The following is an 18,304-nucleotide window of genomic DNA, read 5'->3' on the forward strand; positions in this document are numbered from 1 at the left end:
CGCGGCGTGCTCGAACGCCTGCTCGCCGGCCTGCGCGAAGGCAAACGCTTCTCGGGTGTGCTCGCCGAGCAGTCCGACCTGTTCCCGCCGCTTTACATCGGCATCGTGCGCGCGGCCGAGGGCACCTCCGACCTGCCACGCTCGCTCGAACGCTTCATCGACTACCAGCAGCGCATCGACCTGGTGCGCGGACGGCTGGTGTCGGCCGCGATTTACCCCTGCATCCTGCTGCTGGTCGGCGGCGGCGTCAGCATGTTCCTGATCGGCTACGTGGTGCCGCGCTTCGCCGAGGTGTACCAGGGCGCGGGCCGCAACCTGCCGTGGCTGTCGCAGCAGATGCTGAACTGGGGCCAGTTCGCCGGCGCCCACACGGCGCTGCTGGTCGGCGGCGTGGCCGCGCTGGCGTCGTCGCTGGTGCTGCTGGCGCGCCGCCTCGGCGGCAACGGCGGCTTCGGCCGCGTGTTCGGCAAGCTGCCCGGGATCGGCGAGCGGGTCCGCATCTACGAACTGTCGCGCTTATATCTGACGCTGGGCATGCTGACCGAGGGCGGCATCACCATCGTGCACGCCATCGACACCGTGCAGGGCATGGTCTCGGCGAATATCAAAAGCGGCTTGCGGGCCGCGCGCGGCGCCATCGAATCGGGCCTGCCGCTGTCGACCGCTTTCGAGACCAACGGCCTGACGACGCCGATCTCGCTGCGCATGCTGCGCGTGGGCGAACGCACCGGCGACATGGGGCCGATGCTGACCCAGTCGGCCGCGTTCTACGACGGTGAAATCACGCGCTGGATCGACCGCTTCACCCGCACCTTCGAGCCGCTGCTGATGGCCGCCATCGGCCTGGTCGTCGGCGGCATCGTGGTGCTGCTGTACATGCCGATCTTCGATCTGGCCGGAGACATGTCGTGAACGCGTCGGGCGCCGTTGCGCCGGGCGCCGCTGCGCCTATCAGTACCGCCGCGCCTCTCAACGCCGCCGCGCCGCTGGCGCCGGCCATGCCCGCCATCGACGCCGCGCTGATGACGCGCGCCCGCGCGCTGCGCCAGCAATCGAAGCGCACGCTGGTCGAGGAGCTGGCCGCGCTGAGCGGGCTGGAACCGCGCCTGGTGGTGCGGGCGCTGGCCCAGCCCTTCGGCTTGGCGGTGCTGGAGACGGTCGACATGCTGGCCTTCACGCCGGCCTGGGATTTGCTGCCGCTGTCGCAGGCCTTGACGCGCCACGCGGTGCTGCTGCGCGCGCACGACGGCGCCGTCGTCGGTGTGATCGCCGACCCCTTCGACCTCGATCTGCAAACCTGGCTGTCGACGCGCGCGCAGGCCACGCCGCACGCGCCGCTGGCCATGCGCCTGGCGCTGCAGGCCGACATCCAGGCTTATTTGTCGAAGCAGGAAGAGTCGGCGCGCGCCACCGACACGCTGCTGCCCGGCTCCGGCGAGGGCCGGCGCGACGGCAAGAGCGCCGCCGCCGTGCTGTCGTTCGCGTCGGTGTCGGCGGCGGCCAGTCCGGCGGTCCGCCTGGTCAACTCGACGCTGTACGATGCGTTGAAGGCCGGCGCCTCCGACATCCACCTCGAAAGCACGGCCGGCGGCCTGGCCGTCAAATACCGCGTCGACGGCGTGCTCGATCACGCCACCGCCGTCAACGGCATCGACGTCGCCGAGCAAATCATCTCGCGCCTGAAAGTGCTGGCCGAACTCGATATCGCCGAACGCCGCGTGCCGCAGGACGGCAGCTTCCGCGTCGAGGCGGGCGGGCGCGACATCGACCTGCGCGTCTCCATCATGCCCAGCATCCACGGCGAGGATGCGGTCATCCGTATCCTCGACAAGCGCGCCATGATCGAGGCCTACGGTGCGCTGACGCTCGAAGCGCTGGGCTTCGACGCGCCGTCGCTGGCGACGCTGCGCGTGCTGGCGCAGGAAGCCTACGGCATGCTGCTGGTGACCGGGCCCACCGGCTCCGGCAAGACGACGACGTTGTACGCGGCGCTGACCGAGATCCACAACGGCCGCGAAAAAATCATCACCATCGAAGACCCGGTCGAATACCAGCTGCCCGGCATACTGCAAATACCGGTCAACGAAAAAAAGGGCCTGACCTTCGCCAAGGGCCTGCGCTCGATCTTGCGGCACGACCCGGACAAGATCATGGTCGGCGAAATCCGCGACCGCGAGACCGCCGAAATCGCCGTGCAGTCGGCGCTGACCGGCCACCTGGTGCTCACCACCGTGCACGCCAATAATGTGTTCGACGTGTTCGGCCGCTTCACCCACATGGGCATCGATCCCTATGCCTTCGTGTCGGCGCTCAACGGCATCTGGGCGCAGCGGCTGGTGCGCATCAACTGCCCGCACTGCGCGGCGCAGTACACGCCGGACGACCAGGAGCTGGCCAGCGTGGGCCTGAACCGCATCGACGTCTACGATTTCCAGTTCATGCAGGGCAAGGGCTGCGGCGACTGCCGCGGCACCGGCTACAAGGGCCGCCGTTCGATCGCCGAAATCCTCACGCTCAACGACGAGATCCGCGAACTGATCGTCGACAAGCGGCCGATCCGCCAGATCAAGCAGGCCGCCTACGACAACGGCACGCGCAGCCTGCGTCTGGCCGCGCTGGAACTGGTCAAGCGCGGCGGCACCACGCTGGCCGAAATCAAGCGGGTGACCTTGCATGCGTAGGGCGCCGGGACAGTCATTGCGCCTGGGCGTGTCGGCGCACGCGGTCAGCCTGGTGCGCGTGGGCCGCTGGCGCTGGGCCGGGGCCGGCCGGACGCCGACGCTGCTGGCCGAACACGCGTTTTCGCCGGCCGGCGCGGCGCCGCCCGACGCCATCGCCGGCGCGCTGCGCGAGATGCTGGGCCGCGTGCCCGGCGCGGCGCTGGCCGGCTGGCCGCTCGACATCGTGCTGGCCGACGAGTTGACGCGCCTGTGGCAGGTCGCGCCGCCGCAGGGCGCGACGCGCTTGTCCGACATCGAGGCGGCGGCCGCGCTGCGCTTCCAGACGCTGTACGGCGAATCGCCGTCGGCGTGGCGCCTGATGGCCGAGTGGGACAGCCGCTATCCCTTCTTCGCCGCCGCCGCGCCGCGCGCGCTGCTGGCCGCGCTGGAGCAGGTCGCGGCCGAACACAAACTGGCCATCGTCGGCATCGCGCCGCATTTCGTCGGCGCGTGGAACCGCTGGCGTGGCGGCCTCAAAGCGGGCGCCTGGTTCGGCCTCGCGCACGACAATCTGCTGACGCTGGGCGCGCTGCAGGACAAAAGGCTGCGCGCGGTGCGGGCGCTGGCCGTGCCGCACGGCGCCGACCATTACTGGATCACGCAGATGCTCACGCGCGAAGCGCTGCTGCTCGGCCTAGACGCGCCGTCGCTGCTGCAATTGTGCGGCACCGTGCCGGCCGCGTGGACCGCGCCGCCATCGAACGCGGCGCATATCGCGTGCGTCGCGCTGGAGCCGGCGCCGGCTCTGGACGCCGACTGGTCCAGCATCGCCAGCCTGGCGCGCGGCGGGAGCGGCGCATGAAGTCCTTGCGCATCGATTTCGCCGCCCGCACCTGGCGGCGCGCCTTGTTCCACCTGCATCCCCTGGTGCTGACCGCCGGCGCGGCCGGCCTGCTGCTGTGCGCAGGCGCGGCGCTGGGCGGCTGGCAGTTGCTGCAACAGCAGCGCGCGCGCGAACACCAGTTGCAGCATCAGCGCGAGCGCCTGGCCACGCGGCTGGCGGCGCCGGCCACCGCGATCGCCGCGCCGATTCCGGCGCCGCAGGCGGCCTTCGTCAACGCGGCCATCATGCAGCTCAATTTGCCGTGGCGCGATTTGCAGGACGCCGTCGCCGCCGCCACGCCGCCCAACGTCGCCTTGCTGGCGCTGGAGCCCGACGCCCGCAAGCAGTTGCTCAAGCTGAGCGCCGAAGCCCGTAACGCCGACGACATGGTGGCCTATATCGAACAACTGAAACAGCAGGAATTATTCAGCAGCGTGGTGTTGACGCGGCACGAAATCAACGAACAGGATCCGAATCGTCCGCTGCGCTTCGACCTTGAAGCCGTATGGGTGGGGCGATGAACGGCGCGCAGTTGTCGGCGTGGTTGCTGCACGCGCGGCTGGCGCTGGCGCGTGGTGGCATGGGGGCCGGCATCGCCATCGTCCTGTGCGTGCTCGGCGCCGGTGCGTGGGCCTGGCTGCTGCCGCAGCGCGCGGCGCAGGCGCGCTTGACGGCGCAGCCTTTGCCGGCGCCCGCGCCCGCGCCGGCGACGCTGGTCGCGGCGGCGCCGCCGCCGACTTCCGATCAAAACCTGGCCGGCTTTTACGATGTGCTGGGCGAGAAGCGCTACGCCGAGCAGCAGGTGAAGGTGCTGTTCGACCTAGCCGCGAAAACCGGGCTGACCCTGAACCAGGGCGAGTACCAGTTCGGCTACGACAAGGCGAGCCGCGTCAGCACCTATCGCATCAATTTGCCGGTCAAGGGGCCGTATCAATCGATCTGGCAATTCAGCCTGCTGGCGCTGCGCGCGGTGCCGTTCGCGGCGCTCGATGAAGTCAGCTTCCGGCGCGACGCCATCGCCGATGCCGCCGTTGAGGCGCGCGTGCGCTTCACGCTGTATCTGAAGGACGCGGAACCGGTGGTGGCGCCATGAAGCCGTATCAGATCGCGATGGCGCTGGCGCTGGCCGGTGCGGCGGGACTGGCGCTGTTCGGCGACCGCACACCGGCGGCCGACGTGGCCGAAGCGGTGGTGCGCGGCGGTGGATCGGCAGCGGCAGCGGCATCAGGATCGACATCGACATCGGCGCCGGCATCGCGCGCGCGCGCCGACAAGGCCCCCGCGCCGGCGGCCGTGGTCATCCTGCCGCTGCAAGCGCGCGGCGCCCTGATCGGCGCGGCCGGCGACGCCACTTTCGGCGCCAACGAAGGCGTGTTCCTGAGCCAGAACTGGAATCCGCCGCCGCCCAAGCCGACGGCCGCGCCGAAGCCGCCGCCACCGCCGCCGCCGATGGCGCCGCCGCTGCCGTTCACCTTTATCGGCAAGGCCGCCGCCGACGGCGCATGGGAAGTGTTCCTGGCGCGCGGCGATAAAACCTATGTGGTGCGGACCAAGACGGTGATCGATAGCGCCTACCGCGTCGACAGCATCGCGCCGCCATTCATGTCCCTGACTTACCTGCCTTTGAATCAGGTACAACAGCTTAACATTGGAGTTCTCGACTGATGCCTAGTCATCCGCATTACCGTGGCCGCCGCTGGCGCGTCTGGACCCGCACTCTGGCCTTGCCGGTGGCCGCGCTGGCCGTGTTGACCCTGGGCGGCTGCGCCGCGCAGATGGCGTATCGCGAGGGCAGCAGCCTGGTGGCCCAGGACAAGGTCGAAGCGGGCCTGGTGAAATTGCAGGAGGCGGTCGCCGCCGATCCGGGCAACGCGCAATATCGCGCCGCCTATCTGACGGCGCGCGACCACGCCACCACGCGTTTTCTGGAGCAAGGCGAACGCGCGCAGGCCGACGGCGACGCCGACCTGGCGCTGCTCGATTTCCGGCGCGTGCTGGCGCTCGATCCGGCCAACGAGCGGGCCCGCGGCGATCTGCGGGCGATGGAGCAGGGCGCGCATCAGGCCGCGCTGCTGGCCAGCGCCGCCGCCCACGTCGACAAGAACGAATACGAACAGGCCAGGCAGGATTTGAACGCGCTGCTGGTCGAGCGTCCCGACCACGAACGCGCGCGCGCGATGCTGCGCGAGGTGATGGAAAAAACCAGCGCGCCGGCGGCCGACGGCGGGCTGGCGAAAGTCTACAAGCAGCCGATCACGATCGAGTTTCGCGACGCGCCGTTGAAGCAGGTGTTCGAGCTGATCTCGCGCCGCTCCGGCTTGAATTTCGTGTTCGATAAGGACGTCAAGACCGATCAGAAAGCGTCGATCTATCTGCGCAACAGCACCGTCGAATCGGCGATTTATTTTCTACTGATGACCAACCAGCTCGAATCGCAGGTCATGGACAGCAATACGATCTTGATCTTCCCGAACGTGGCGGCCAAGCTGAAGGAATATCAGGAGATGGTGGTCAAGACCTTTTATCTCGCCAACGCGGACGCCAAGCTGGTCGCCAATACGCTGAAGACGATTTTGAAATCGCGCGACGTGGTGGTCGATGAAAAACTCAATCTGCTGATCGTGCGCGACAGCCCGGAGGCGATCCGCCTGGCCGAGCGCCTGGTGGCCTTGCAGGACGTGCCGGAATCCGAGGTGATGCTGGACGTGGAAATTCTGGAGGTCAGCCGCAGCCGCGTGATGGACCTGGGCGTGGCCTGGCCGACCAGCTTGACGCTGACGCCCTTATCGACCTCGGGCGGCACCGGTTTGACGGTCAACGATTTATATAATTTGAATAAGCGCACCATCGGCGTCAGCGGCATCAGCGCCACCATCAACGCCAACAAGACCGATACCGACGCCAACCTGCTGGCCAATCCGCGCATCCGCGTGCGCAATCACGAGAAGGCCAAGGTGGTCATCGGCGACAAGGTGCCGGTCATCACCACCACCATTTCGCCGGGCGCGGGCGGCTTCGCGTCGGAGTCGGTCAGTTACATCGACGTCGGCCTGACGCTCAACGCCGAGCCGACCATCTATCTGAACAACGAGGTGGCGATCCGCATCGGGCTGGAGGTCAGCAGCCTGGTAAGCCAGATCAAGACCGCCTCCGGCACCACCGCCTACCAGATCGGCACGCGCCAGGCCAGCACCATGCTGCAATTGAAGGATGGCGAGAACCAGGTGCTGGCCGGCCTGATTAACAACGAGGAGCGCAGCACCGGCGCCAAGGTGCCGGGCGTGGGCGAACTGCCCTTGCTGGGCCGCCTGTTCGGCAGCACCCATGACGATCTCTCGAAGACCGAGATCGTGCTGTCGATTACGCCGCACCTGATCCGCAATGTGCAGCGGCCGCAGGCGTCGGCGTCGGAGTTTTCGGCCGGGACCGAAAGCAGCTTCCGCCGCAAGCCCGACCTGAGCGCGCGCGGCGTGGCGCAGCTGCCGGGCGCCCAGCTTCCGCGTCCGCCGGGCGTGGTGATGGTGGCGTCGCCGGCGTCGAACCTGCCGGCGCAGGCGATGACGGTGCAGGCGCCGGCCATCGTGCCGGACGCGATGCCGGCGTCGGCGCTGCCGAATCTGCCGCCTCCCGCGCCGCCGGCCCCGCCCACTCCGCCCGCCGGCCCGGTGGTGCCCAACCTGGGTTCCGTGTCGGCCTCGCCGCCGCCCAGCGACGCCACGCAGCCGACGCCGCCGCGGCCGTAAGGGACGGCCGACCATGCGCGGGCGCGGTTTCACGCTGATCGAGCTGCTGGTGACGCTGGCGATCCTGGCGCTGCTCGGCACGCTGGTGATTCCCGTGGCGCAGGTGACGATACAGCGCCGCAACGAGCAGGAGCTGCGGCGCGACCTGCGCGAGATCCGCTCCGCCATCGACGCCTACAAGCGCGCCTATGACGAGGGCCGCATCGCCAAGACGCCGGCGCTGACGGGCTATCCGAAATCGCTGGAGCTGCTGGTCGAGGGCGTGCCCGACCTGAGCACGCCCAAGCGCAGCAAGATCTATTTTTTGCGCCGCGTGCCGCGCGAGCCCTTCAACGGCGACGATCAGCTGAGCGACGCCCAGACCTGGGGCAGGCGCAGCTACGCCAGCGAGGCCGAGGAGCCCAAGGAGGGCGAGGATGTCTACGACGTCTATCCGCTGTCGGATAAAGTGGGCTTGAACGGCCAGCCCTACCGGAAATGGTGACCATGAAAACACGCGGCTTTACGCTGATCGAATTGCTGGTGGTGCTGGGCATCGTCGCGCTGATGCTGACGCTGGCCGTGCCGCGCTATTTCCCCAGCATTGACAAGTCCAGGGAAGTGGTGCTGGCCGATAACCTGCGCAATATGCGGGCCGTGATCGACCAGTTTTACGGCGACACGGGCCGCTATCCCGACACGCTGGACCAGCTGGTCGAGAAAAAATACCTGCGCGCGCTGCCGCTCGATCCCATCACCGACAGCAGCGCCAGCTGGATCATCGTGCCGCCCGACGACGGCAGCAAGGGCGCGGTCTACAGCATCAAGAGCGGCGCGCCGGGCAACGACCGCAGCGGCAAGCCTTATGCGGACTGGTAGGCCGGCGCGCGGCGTCATGGGTGGATTCACCTACGTCAGCCTGATTATCCTGGTGGCCATCCTCGGCCTGGTCGCGGCGGCCACGCTGAAAACCGGCGCCGTCATGCAGCGCGCCGAGGCCGAGCAGCAATTGCTCGACATCGGCGCCCAGTTCAGCGACGCGCTGCAAAGCTACGCCAGCGCGACGCCGCCGGGCCAGCCGGCGCAGCCGCCGTCGCTGCGCGAGTTGCTGCGCGACCCGCGCTTTCCGGGCGTGCGCCGCCACCTGCGCAAGCTCTTCGTCGATCCGATGACGGGGACCACGCAGTGGGGCGTGGTCTATCTGGCCGGCGAGACGGGCGTGATCGGCGTCTACAGCCGGTCGGAAGACAAGCCCATCAAAATCGGCAATTTCCCGGCGCGCTACAAGGCCTTCGACGGCAAAGCCCACCTGTCGGACTGGCGCTTCACCATGACCGGAACGAGCGTGACGACGGCGCCGGCCGGGGCGCCGCAGCCGGGCCAGGTGACGGCGCCGGTGACGACGCCTGCCGGGGCGCAAAATCCCTTGCCGGCACCACCGTCGCCGCCGGACGCGGCCGCGCCCGCAGCGGCCCCGGAGGCGCCGCCAGCGCCGGAGCCGGACCAGCATTAACTTCCCCATCCGCGCTATTGCTTGCTTCCTTGGTGCGCATCAAGCGGCGATCATTATTTAATTATTAATAATTTAATAATGATATTATTTCTGTCCGAATTACTCATTCCACCCCGGACGCCGGCACGGCATCCTCAACTGCGCGAGACTGTTATGCACATGAAAATGAAGTCAGCATGGACCGCCGCTTTGATCGGCGCCGCCGCCTGCGTTAGCCAGGGGGCCAGCGCCTTGCCCATCATGTCGCTGGCGCCGACGCACACCAACGTCCTCGATTTCAGCGCCGACGGGGTGGATGCCGAGTTGAGCCAGACCTACCGGAAAGCCGATTCGGGCCTGTGGTTTTCCGACGAGTTCACCTTCACCATCGGCGCCAACAACTTCGAAGGCGGCTTCAAGGCCACCACCCAGGTCTCGACCAGCGCGCTGACGATAAACGGCTTCGACTTGTACACCGGCGCCGGCGCCTACGTCACCGGCGTGAGCGCGGGCGACGCCACCAACAACTGGGCGCTCTCGCTGACGGCGCTGAACCAAGGTTCGTATGTGCTGGAAATCGACGGCCAGGTCACCGGCGCGCTGGGCGGCCGCTATGCCGGCACCGCCAGCCTCAGCGATCCGCCGGGCGATCCCTTGCCGGTGCCGGCGACGCTCAGCATCATGACGGGCGGGCTGGCGATGATGGGCCTGTTCCGGCGCCGCAAGGCGCAAGCGTCGGCTTGAGAAACGGAAAGCGGCCGGCGCGTGTGCCGGCCGCCAGGGGCTTCAGCGCGCGATGCGTTTGAAGTCGCGGAAGCGGAAGCCCATCGCCAGCAGCGCGCCGAAATACACGGCGCCGCACAGCGCGATCACCACCACCAGCGCAGCGATGCGCAGCAGGGCGTGCTGCCGCATGGCCAGCCAGTCGACCTGGGCCGCGCTAAACCAGGCGGCCGCGCCCATGGCGGCGCAGGCCAGCGCCAGCTTGAGCAGGAACAGTGGCCAGCCCGGCAGCGGGTGGTAGATGCCGCGCCGGCGCAGGCCGGTAAACAGGAAGCCGGCGTTGATGCAGGCGCCCAGACTGATCGACAGCGCCAGCCCGGCCACGGCGATGTGCGGCACGAACAGCCAGTTCATCAACTGGGTGGCGATCAGCACGCCGATCGCGATCCTGACCGGCGTGCGGATATCTTGCCGCGCATAAAAGGCCGGCGCCAGCGTCTTGACCAGGATGATGCCCAGCAGGCCGACGCTGTAGGCGATCAGCGGCCGGGCCGACATGCGCGCCGCCTCGTCGCTGAATTTACCGTAGTGGAACAGGGTGGCGATCAGCGGCTCGGCCAGCGTCGCCATGCCGACGGCGGCCGGCATGGCCAGCAAGAACGTCAGCCGCAGGCCCCAGTCCAGCAGGGCCGAATATTCGCGCGGGTCGCCGTCGGCCTGGGCCTTGGACAGGCCGGGCAGCAAAATCGTGCCCAGCGCCACGCCCAGCAGGGCGGTGGGGAATTCCATCAGGCGGTCCGCATACGTGAGCCAGGAAATGCTGCCCTCGACCAGGCGCGACGCGATGCTGGTGTTAATCATCAGGCTGATCTGCGCCGCCGACACGGCGAACACGGCCGGCCCCATCTTGCGCAGCACGCGGCGCACGCCGGGGTCGCCCAGGCCGGCGGCCGGGTTCCACGACAGCCGTGGCAACATGCCGATCTTGATGAGCGCCGGCAACTGGATCGCCACCTGCATCACGCCGCCGACGAAGACGGCGATGGCCATCGCATAAATCGGGTGTTCCAGGTGCGATTGCAGGAATAGCGACGCGACGATGGACGACAGGTTCAGCAGCACCGGCGTGAAGGCCGGGATCTTGAACTGGCGCCAGGTGTTGAGGATGCCGCCGGCCATCGCCACGAAGGACATGAAACTGATATAGGGGAACATGAGCCGGGTCATCCAGATCGTCGCATCGATCTCCTGCAGGCCGGAGCCGATCAGGTGGACCAGCAGCGGCGCGCCGACGATGCCCAGGGCGGTGACGGCCAGCGTCGACCACACCAGCGTGTTGGCCACGTGGTCGACCAGCGTCTTGCTCGCTTCCTGGCCCTGTTTGCCGCGGTATTCCGACAAGATGGGCACGAAGGCCTGCGAGAACGCGCCCTCGGCCAGCAGGCGGCGGAACAGGTTGGGGATGCGGAACGCGACGATGTAGGCATCGTTGAAGGCGCTGGCGCCGAAGGCCCGGGCGATCAGCGTGTCGCGCAACAGGCCGGTGACGCGCGACAACATGGTCATGCTGGAGATGGCGGCTAGGGTTTTGAGCAAGTTCATGGGGCGTGATTATAGCCGCCGCCTCCCGCGCGGCGGCCTGCTGCCCCAAGATTATCTGTTGTCAAAATGCTTCGCCCACGGGGCTGAAAACACTTTTCTGAACTTTGAATTGCTCCCGCCCAAAAACATCGCTATAATCGCAGGCTGTACAGAATTCTGTTACGCAGACACTAATGTTTGGCAGGCAGTAGTTTGGCTCACATGGTTCGGCAGACGCACTGAACGCACCTGTTTGGCAAACAATAATGTTTGCAAACGCACCTTTACCCTGTTTTAGGAAATTCCATGGCAAATACCGCACAAGCGCGCAAGCGCGCTCGTCAAGCAGTCAAGCAAAACGCACACAACTCGTCCCAGCGTTCGACCTTGCGCACGGCTATCAAAGCTGTTCGTAAAGCGATCCAAGGTGGCGACAAGGCCGCAGCAACTGCTATCTTCCAGGCATCGGTGTCGAAAATCGACAGCATCGCCGACAAGAAGATCATCCACAAAAACAAGGCAGCTCGCCATAAGAGCCGTCTGGCAGCCGCTTTGAAAGCACTGTCCGCTTAATTGTCCTTTGCGGCCGCGGCCGCAACCGGTAACAAGCAAGAGCCCGTCTGACTTCAGGTCATGGCGGGTTTTTTCGCATGCGGCGGCGGTTTTTACCGGTCCGGACGAAAACGCGGACGTGAAAAAAGGCAGGACGCGCCTGCCTTCTCGATAAAGCCGTCTTCGATTACTTGGCTGGAGCCGAAGCTTCTGCCGAGGCCGATGCCATAGGCTTCTTGGCTTTTTTCATTTTCTTGGCTTTAGGCGCTGGAGCCGAAGCGTCCGCCGATGCCATAGGAGCCGATGCCATGGCCGAAGCGGAAGCCGAAGCGGGTGGCGCGGCAGCGAAAGCGGAAGCGGCGAACAGGGATGCAACGAGGGCGGCGATGATTTTGGACATGTTGGATTCCTTAGGCGGTTAAGAAAACAGCGGAGATTCAAGTGAATCTGCTCCCTTAACGCCGGCGCGAAATTGTCCGTTGACACGTATTTCGCCCAAGCTTGAAATAAATTTGAAATATATCGTGCTGCGCCGCATCAAATAAACGCGGCGCCGTCGTCGCAGCGGCCGCTCCACGCGGGACGCAGCAGTTGCAGCAAGTGTGATAGCGGCCTGGCCGGCAAGCTGCCCAGGTCCGGCGCGTGGCGGTCGATTTCATGGGCCAGGTCCAGCAACAGCCACTCCATTTCATCGAGCATGGAGCGCAGTTCCAGCATGATGGCGCTATCGCCGCGCGCGATGTCGAGCATGCCGCCGACATGGTCGGGATCGAAGCCGGCCCGCACGATCAATTGGCGGATCGTGCTCATGCGCTCGAACAAAAAGGCCAGCGGCGATTGCTCCGGCGCCAGCGGCGCGATCTGCGCGATCAGCAAGCTCCGCAGCGGCAGCCAGCCTTGCAGCAATTGCGACAGGTGCTGCAACTGGGCGCCGCTGACCAGTTCCTGTGGTGTGCCGAGCGCATCCTTCTCGGTGGCGCGGATCAGGTCGCGCAGCGCGTCGACGGCGGCGTGGTCGAAGCGGCCGTGGTGCAAGCGGGCCAGCATGTCCAGGCGCGGCAGGTCGAAGCGCCGTATCACCGTTTCGGCGACGTCGGCCACGGCGATCAGCTTGCCCAGCGACGAGATCGCCTCGCAGCGCAAGCCGTGCGGGTAGCCGCTGCCGTCGAGCCGCTCGTGGTGATGCAGCACGGCCAGCGCCGCCGCCGCCGGAAAGCCCTCCGTGCCGCGCAGCAGCACGTAGCTGCTGAGCGGGTGCACGTGGATGTAGCGGCGCTCTTGCGGCGTGATGGCGTGTCCGCGCTCGAGCAGAGCCGGGTCGGTGTGCATTTCGCCGACGTCGTGGCACAGCGCGCCGATCAGCAGCTTGTCGCGCTCGGCGGCGGGCAGGCCCAGGCATTGGGCCAGCGTGTAGGCGATTATGCCGGTGCGCAAGGAGTGGTCGAATATCGCGCGGCGCTGTTCGCGCATCACCGTCAGGCGCAGCAGCAGCTTGCGCGGTATGGCGAGCGCTTCCAGCGCATGCTTGACGGCCAGCGGGTCGCCGCTGCGGTTGACCATGCGCGCGTAAATGCGGTCGTGTTCGATGATTTTGCACGCTTCGAGCGCCAGCGTGGTCGAATTGATCGGGCGCTCGCTGGCCAGCAGCTCGTCGAGCGGGGCCGTCAGCTTGTGCTGGGCCAGCCGCTCGAGCAGCGCCGGGCCCACCTGCACGCCCTTGGACGCCAGCTTCATGCCCTGACTGCTGTAGATATCGTCCTGGGCCACGACGGCGCGGCTGCGCGCCAGCGCCGCCACGGCCTGCAAATAATAGGGACTCTCCTCCAAGCCGGCGCCAGCCACGGCGGGCGGGACGGACATGGCGGGCATGGGCGATTCTGGCGGCGGCATAGGAATTCCACTCGAAATCGGTTGAGGGAAGGGCGCCCGTGCAGCCGTGCGCCTGGGTCTGGCTGACTTTGACTCTGAATATATAACAAAACGGCGACCACCATGGTTGCTGGCCGGACCCGTGGCCTTATTTTCCCAGTTCCGCCGCCGACACCGCCATCCATTCGCCCGGCAGCAGCGGGTGGCTGGCCAGCGAAATGGCGCCGATGGCGCTGCGGACCAGCCGCAGCGTCGGCAGGCCGACGGCCGCCGTCATGCGCCGCACCTGGCGGTTCTTGCCTTCTTGTAAAGTGATGGCGAGCCAGCTGGTGGGCTGCTCGGCGCGGCTGCGGATGGGCGGGTCGCGCGGCCACAGCCAGTCCGGCGCGGCGATCCGCACCGCGTGGCAGGGCTTGGTGACGAAGTCGCCCAGGTTGAGCGGTGCCTGTAGCCGGGCCAGGCTGGCCGCGTCGGGCACGCCGTCGACCTGCACCAGATAAGTCTTGGGCTGCTTGTGGTCGGGATGGGCGATGTCGTGTTGCAGCTTGCCGTCGTCGGTCAGCAGCAGCAAGCCTTCGCTGTCGGCGTCGAGCCGGCCGGCCGGATAGACATTGGGCACCTTGACGTAGTCGGCCAGCGTGGTCCGCTCGGCTTGCGGCGAAAACTGGCACAATACTTGAAAAGGCTTGTTAAATAGAATTAAAGACATACTTATAAAGAGATCAAATGTGGTGTAGGCTGACCGGCCGCCGTCGCAAAACCGTGGCACCTATTAAAATACTCATGCATAATGCAAAACATTAGTCTTATGTCTTATAGAAGACAATGGACGTTTTTTGCAAGCGCTAACTAATTCAGATTTCAGATTCCAGATCCAGCCTGGCGGCGTGCATTGCGCGGCCGCTGGCGGGGTATCCATTCGGAGAACACGATGTACCAATATATCAAAGTCCCTGCGGGCGGCCAGAAAATCACCGTCAATGCCGATTTTTCCCTGAATGTACCAGATAACCCGGTCATTCCCTATATCGAAGGCGACGGCACCGGCATCGATATCAGTCCGGTGATGCTCAAGGTGGTCGATGCGGCGGTGGCCAAGGCCTACGGCGGCCGGCGCCAGATCAGCTGGATGGAAATCTTCGCCGGCGAAAAAGCGATCGCGCTCTACGGCCCGGACATCTGCCTGCCGGAAGAAACCTTGCAGGCGCTGAAGGACTACGTGGTCTCGATCAAGGGGCCGCTGACCACGCCCGTCGGCGGCGGCATCCGCTCGCTCAACGTGGCCCTGCGCCAGCAGCTGGACCTGTATGTCTGCCTGCGCCCGGTGCGCTACTTCGCCGGCGTACCCTCGCCGCTGAAAGACCCGACCAAGACCAATATGGTCATCTTCCGCGAAAACTCGGAAGATATCTACGCCGGCATCGAATGGCAGGCCGGCTCCGACGGCGCCAAGCGGCTGATCGCCTTTTTGGCCCAGGAGCTGGGCGTCAACAAGATCCGCTTCCCGGACACGTCGGCGCTGGGCGTCAAGCCGGTGTCCGTCGAGGGCACCGAGCGCCTGGTGCGCAAGGCCATCCAGTACGCCATCGACCATGACAAGCCTTCCGTGACCATCGTTCACAAGGGCAATATCATGAAGTACACCGAGGGCGGCTTCCGCGACTGGGCTTACGCGCTGGCGCAAAAGGAATTCGGCGGCGAGCTGATAGACGGCGGCCCGTGGTGCAAGGTCAAGAATCCTAACACCGGACGCGACATCATCATCAAGGATTCGATCGCCGACGCGTTCATGCAACAGATCCTGCTGCGTCCGGTTGAATACAGCGTGATCGCCACCATGAACTTGAACGGCGACTACATCTCCGACGCGCTGGCGGCGCAGGTCGGCGGCATCGGCATCGCGCCGGGTGCCAATATGTCCGACTCGATCGCCATGTTCGAGGCCACCCACGGCACCTCGCCCAAGTACGCCGGCAAGGACTATGTGAATCCGGGTTCGCTGATCCTGTCGGCCGAAATGATGTTGCGCCACATGGGCTGGGTCGAGGCGGCCGACCTGCTGATCGCGGCGATGCAGAAATCGATAGCGTCCAAGCACGTCACCTACGACTTCGCCCGCCTGATGGAAGACGCGACCCAGGTGTCGTGCTCCGGTTTCGGCGATGTGATGATCGCGCAGATGTGAGCGGCGCGCCGCTTGGGCGCGATTACAACAGGTCGGCGCCGCTAAATGAAAGCGGCAGACGAAAAAAAACCCCGCGCTGCGGGGTTTTTCACTTCCGAGGCTGAACTTAGGCAGCCTGGATGTTGGAAGCTTGCTTGCCTTTAGGGCCTTGCGTGACTTCGAACTGAACTTTTTGACCTTCTTTGAGGGTCTTGAAACCGTTCATGTTGATTGCGGAGAAGTGCGCGAACAAGTCCTCGCCGCCGTCATCTGGAGTGATGAAGCCAAAACCTTTGGAATCATTGAACCACTTAACTGTACCTGTTGCCATAAAAAGAACTTTCAAATAAAAACGAATCACACGAGCCATAAAAGCAAGAAGCTTCTTGCCCCCTCCTCGACGCCTCACTTCTTATCAACAAGTACATTTCTGCACGGAGTCGATAACGCATTGTTAGCGGATCAATTTTTAAAGTCAAGTGCTTTTGTATGCATTTTGCTACTTTTGTGGCGAATGGTGGAAACGCAACTCTTGATTTTGGTAATTGGGTGCCCATCTGCGCATAGTCCCGAAAGCGCGTAAGATGGAACACAAATCCAGATGCGCCCGCAAAGGCGTATTGCACCAACTCTGAAAGCATTAGAATATAAGCGTATGGCAACCAAGCATGATACCGAAACCCTCTTGGAGCGGCAAACGCTGAAGCCGCCACCGTTGTACCAGGTGGCGCTGCTGAATGATGACTACACCCCGATGGAATTCGTGGTCGCCGTCATCCAGGAATATTTCAACAAAGACCGCGAAACCGCCACACAGATTATGCTCAGTGTGCATCGCTACGGCAAAGGGGTGTGCGGCGTGTTTTCCAAAGATATAGCCTGTACCAAAGTCGAGTTCGTTTTAACGCATGCGCGCAAGGCAGGCCACCCCCTGCAGTGCGTGATGGAGGAAGTATGATTGCGCAGGAATTAGAAGTAAGTTTGCATATGGCGTTTGTCGAAGCCCGACAAGCACGGCACGAATTCATCACGGTGGAGCATCTACTGCTGGCGCTGCTCGACAATCCGTCGGCGGCCGAAGTGTTGCGTGCTTGCGCGGTCAATATAGAAGACCTGCGTAAAACCCTGACCAATTTTATCGGCGACAACACGCCGACCGTGCCCGGCACGGGCGAGGTCGACACGCAGCCGACGCTGGGTTTCCAGCGCGTGATCCAGCGCGCGATCATGCACGTGCAGTCGGCCTCGAACGGCAAGAAGGAAGTCACCGGCGCCAACGTGCTGGTGGCCATCTTCGGCGAGAAGGATTCGCACGCGGTCTACTACCTGCACCAGCAGGGCGTGACCCGCCTCGACGTGGTCAACTTCATTTCGCACGGCGTGCGCAAGGACCAGCAGGCCGAAGGCGCGAAAGCGTCCGAAGGCGTGGAGGAGGGCGCGCCCGGCGAAGGCCAGCAGAAGGAAAGCCCGCTCGACCAGTTCACGCAAAACCTGAACAAGTCGGCCGCCGAGGGCAAGATCGATCCGCTGATCGGGCGCGAGGATGAGGTCGACCGCGTGATCCAGATCCTGTGCCGCCGCCGCAAGAACAATCCGCTGCTGGTCGGCGAGGCCGGCGTCGGCAAGACCGCCATCGCCGAGGGCCTGGCCTGGCGCATCACCCAGGGCGACGTCCCGGAAATCCTGCAGAACGCCGTCGTGTTCTCGCTGGACATGGGCGCTTTGCTGGCCGGCACCAAGTACCGCGGCGATTTCGAGCAGCGCCTCAAGGCCGTCCTCAAGCAATTGAAGGACAACCCGAACGGCATCCTGTTCATCGATGAGATCCACACCATCATCGGCGCCGGTTCGGCCTCGGGCGGCACGCTGGACGCGTCCAACCTGCTCAAGCCTGCGCTGGCCAACGGTCAGTTGAAATGCATAGGCGCGACCACGTACACGGAATTCCGCGGCGTGTTCGAAAAAGACCACGCGCTGTCGCGCCGCTTCCAGAAAGTGGACGTCAACGAGCCGACCGTCGAGCAAACCGTGCAGATCCTGCGCGGCCTGAAGTCGCGTTTCGAAGAGCACCACGGCGTCAAGTATTCGCAGTCGGCGCTGTCGACGGCGGCCGAGCTGGCGGCCCGCTTCATCAACGACCGCCACCTGCCCGACAAGGCCATCGACGTCATCGACGAAGCCGGTGCGGCGCAACGCATCCTGCCGAAATCGAAGCAAAAGAAAACCATAGGCAAGGCCGAGATCGAGGACATCATCGCCAAGATCGCCCGCATCCCGCCGCAGACCGTCAACCAGGACGACCGCAGCAAGTTGCAGACCATCGACCGCGACCTGCGCAACGTCGTGTTCGGCCAGGAGCCGGCCATCGAAGCGCTGGCCTCGGCGATCAAGATGGCGCGCGCCGGCTTGGGCAAGACCGACAAGCCGATCGGCTCCTTCCTGTTCTCCGGTCCGACCGGCGTCGGCAAGACCGAGGTGGCCAAGCAACTGGCCTTCATCCTCGGCATCGAGCTGATCCGTTTCGACATGTCCGAGTACATGGAGCGTCACGCCGTGTCGCGCCTGATCGGCGCGCCGCCGGGCTACGTCGGTTTCGACCAGGGCGGCCTGCTGACCGAGGCGATCACCAAGAAGCCGCATGCGGTGCTGCTGCTCGAC

20 protein-coding genes are annotated in these 18,304 nt (G+C 65.2%); 15 read left to right on the plus strand and 5 right to left on the minus strand.

All coding sequences use genetic code 11. The annotated features are described in order from the left end of the window. From Q0S71_RS06865 to Q0S71_RS06915, 11 genes are all read left to right on the plus strand, one after another. On the plus strand, positions 1-912 hold a 912-nt coding region (locus Q0S71_RS06865), incomplete at its 5' end, for a type II secretion system F family protein (protein WP_295993248.1). Between the two features lie 86 nt (positions 913-998). Continuing rightward, complete coding sequence (locus Q0S71_RS06870) at positions 999-2,681, plus strand: GspE/PulE family protein (protein WP_295993303.1); 1,683 nt, start codon at positions 999-1,001, stop codon at positions 2,679-2,681. Continuing rightward, complete coding sequence (locus tag Q0S71_RS06875; protein ID WP_295993251.1) at positions 2,674-3,522, plus strand: hypothetical protein; 849 nt, start codon at positions 2,674-2,676, stop codon at positions 3,520-3,522. Before Q0S71_RS06870 ends, Q0S71_RS06875 begins: the two co-directional genes overlap by 8 nt. Further along, positions 3,519-4,064, plus strand: coding sequence for a PilN domain-containing protein (locus tag Q0S71_RS06880; RefSeq protein WP_295993253.1), 546 nt, complete (start codon positions 3,519-3,521; stop codon positions 4,062-4,064). Before Q0S71_RS06875 ends, Q0S71_RS06880 begins: the two co-directional genes overlap by 4 nt. Then, complete coding sequence (locus Q0S71_RS06885; protein ID WP_295993256.1) at positions 4,049-4,636, plus strand: hypothetical protein; 588 nt, start codon at positions 4,049-4,051, stop codon at positions 4,634-4,636. The genes Q0S71_RS06880 and Q0S71_RS06885 overlap by 16 nt, the downstream gene beginning before the upstream one ends. Next, positions 4,633-5,208 carry a hypothetical protein gene (locus Q0S71_RS06890; RefSeq protein WP_295993258.1) on the plus strand — a complete coding sequence of 192 codons (576 nt, stop codon included), beginning with the start codon at positions 4,633-4,635 and terminating at the stop codon, positions 5,206-5,208. The genes Q0S71_RS06885 and Q0S71_RS06890 overlap by 4 nt, the downstream gene beginning before the upstream one ends. Then, complete coding sequence (locus Q0S71_RS06895; RefSeq protein WP_295993261.1) at positions 5,208-7,286, plus strand: secretin N-terminal domain-containing protein; 2,079 nt, start codon at positions 5,208-5,210, stop codon at positions 7,284-7,286. Before Q0S71_RS06890 ends, Q0S71_RS06895 begins: the two co-directional genes overlap by 1 nt. A gap of 13 nt (positions 7,287-7,299) precedes the next feature. Next, positions 7,300-7,770: a type II secretion system protein gene (locus Q0S71_RS06900; RefSeq protein ID WP_295993264.1), complete on the plus strand. Its 471-nt coding sequence runs from the start codon at positions 7,300-7,302 to the stop codon at positions 7,768-7,770. Beyond that, a complete protein-coding gene (locus Q0S71_RS06905) occupies positions 7,764-8,144 on the plus strand; it encodes a type II secretion system protein (RefSeq protein WP_295993267.1) in 381 nt (126 codons plus the stop codon). Before Q0S71_RS06900 ends, Q0S71_RS06905 begins: the two co-directional genes overlap by 7 nt. A gap of 16 nt (positions 8,145-8,160) precedes the next feature. After that, complete coding sequence (locus Q0S71_RS06910) at positions 8,161-8,778, plus strand: type II secretion system protein (protein WP_295993272.1); 618 nt, start codon at positions 8,161-8,163, stop codon at positions 8,776-8,778. A gap of 165 nt (positions 8,779-8,943) precedes the next feature. Beyond that, positions 8,944-9,501: an FxDxF family PEP-CTERM protein gene (locus tag Q0S71_RS06915; protein ID WP_295993276.1), complete on the plus strand. Its 558-nt coding sequence runs from the start codon at positions 8,944-8,946 to the stop codon at positions 9,499-9,501. Positions 9,502-9,543: 42 nt separating this feature from the next. On the opposite strand, the gene murJ is transcribed toward Q0S71_RS06915, so the two are convergent. After that, positions 9,544-11,082, minus strand: a complete 1,539-nt coding sequence (murJ, locus tag Q0S71_RS06920) for a murein biosynthesis integral membrane protein MurJ (protein WP_295993279.1) — start codon at positions 11,080-11,082, stop codon at positions 9,544-9,546. Positions 11,083-11,367: 285 nt separating this feature from the next. On the opposite strand from murJ, the gene rpsT reads away from it, so the two are divergent. Continuing rightward, a complete protein-coding gene (gene rpsT, locus Q0S71_RS06925) occupies positions 11,368-11,634 on the plus strand; it encodes a 30S ribosomal protein S20 (RefSeq protein ID WP_173592755.1) in 267 nt (88 codons plus the stop codon). 166 nt (positions 11,635-11,800) lie between these two features. On the opposite strand, the gene Q0S71_RS06930 is transcribed toward rpsT, so the two are convergent. The 3 genes from Q0S71_RS06930 to Q0S71_RS06940 all read right to left on the minus strand — a co-directional run bounded on the left by Q0S71_RS06930 (position 11,801) and on the right by Q0S71_RS06940 (position 14,191). Then, a complete protein-coding gene (locus Q0S71_RS06930) occupies positions 11,801-12,013 on the minus strand; it encodes a hypothetical protein (protein WP_295993284.1) in 213 nt (70 codons plus the stop codon). A gap of 137 nt (positions 12,014-12,150) precedes the next feature. Further along, on the minus strand, positions 12,151-13,482 hold the full coding sequence (locus tag Q0S71_RS06935; RefSeq protein WP_295993287.1) for an HD domain-containing phosphohydrolase: 1,332 nt from the start codon (positions 13,480-13,482) through the stop codon (positions 12,151-12,153). A 148-nt stretch (positions 13,483-13,630) separates the two neighbouring features. Next, the gene (locus tag Q0S71_RS06940) at positions 13,631-14,191 is read right to left on the minus strand and encodes a pseudouridine synthase (RefSeq protein WP_295993289.1); all 561 of its coding nucleotides are present in this window, start codon (positions 14,189-14,191) and stop codon (positions 13,631-13,633) included. Between the two features lie 222 nt (positions 14,192-14,413). Between Q0S71_RS06940 and icd the strand changes: the two genes are divergently transcribed. Further along, positions 14,414-15,667, plus strand: a complete 1,254-nt coding sequence (icd, locus tag Q0S71_RS06945; protein ID WP_295993294.1) for an NADP-dependent isocitrate dehydrogenase — start codon at positions 14,414-14,416, stop codon at positions 15,665-15,667. Positions 15,668-15,773: 106 nt separating this feature from the next. Here the strand turns inward: icd and Q0S71_RS06950 are convergent, their stop codons facing one another. After that, entirely contained in the window at positions 15,774-15,977 is a 204-nt protein-coding gene (locus Q0S71_RS06950) for a cold-shock protein (RefSeq protein ID WP_010395943.1), read from the minus strand. Positions 15,978-16,301: 324 nt separating this feature from the next. Between Q0S71_RS06950 and clpS the strand changes: the two genes are divergently transcribed. After that, positions 16,302-16,604 (plus strand): ATP-dependent Clp protease adapter ClpS, encoded by a 303-nt coding sequence (gene clpS / locus Q0S71_RS06955; RefSeq protein WP_017876854.1) that lies wholly within the window; start codon positions 16,302-16,304, stop codon positions 16,602-16,604. Then, the coding region (locus Q0S71_RS06960) for an AAA family ATPase (RefSeq protein ID WP_295993300.1) at positions 16,601-18,304 on the plus strand (1,704 nt) is incomplete at its 3' end. The genes clpS and Q0S71_RS06960, both read left to right, overlap by 4 nt.

The sequence above is a fragment of the Rugamonas sp. genome, assembly GCF_025354735.1.
In the GTDB taxonomy this organism is placed as follows: Bacteria; Pseudomonadota; Gammaproteobacteria; order Burkholderiales; family Burkholderiaceae_D; genus Rugamonas.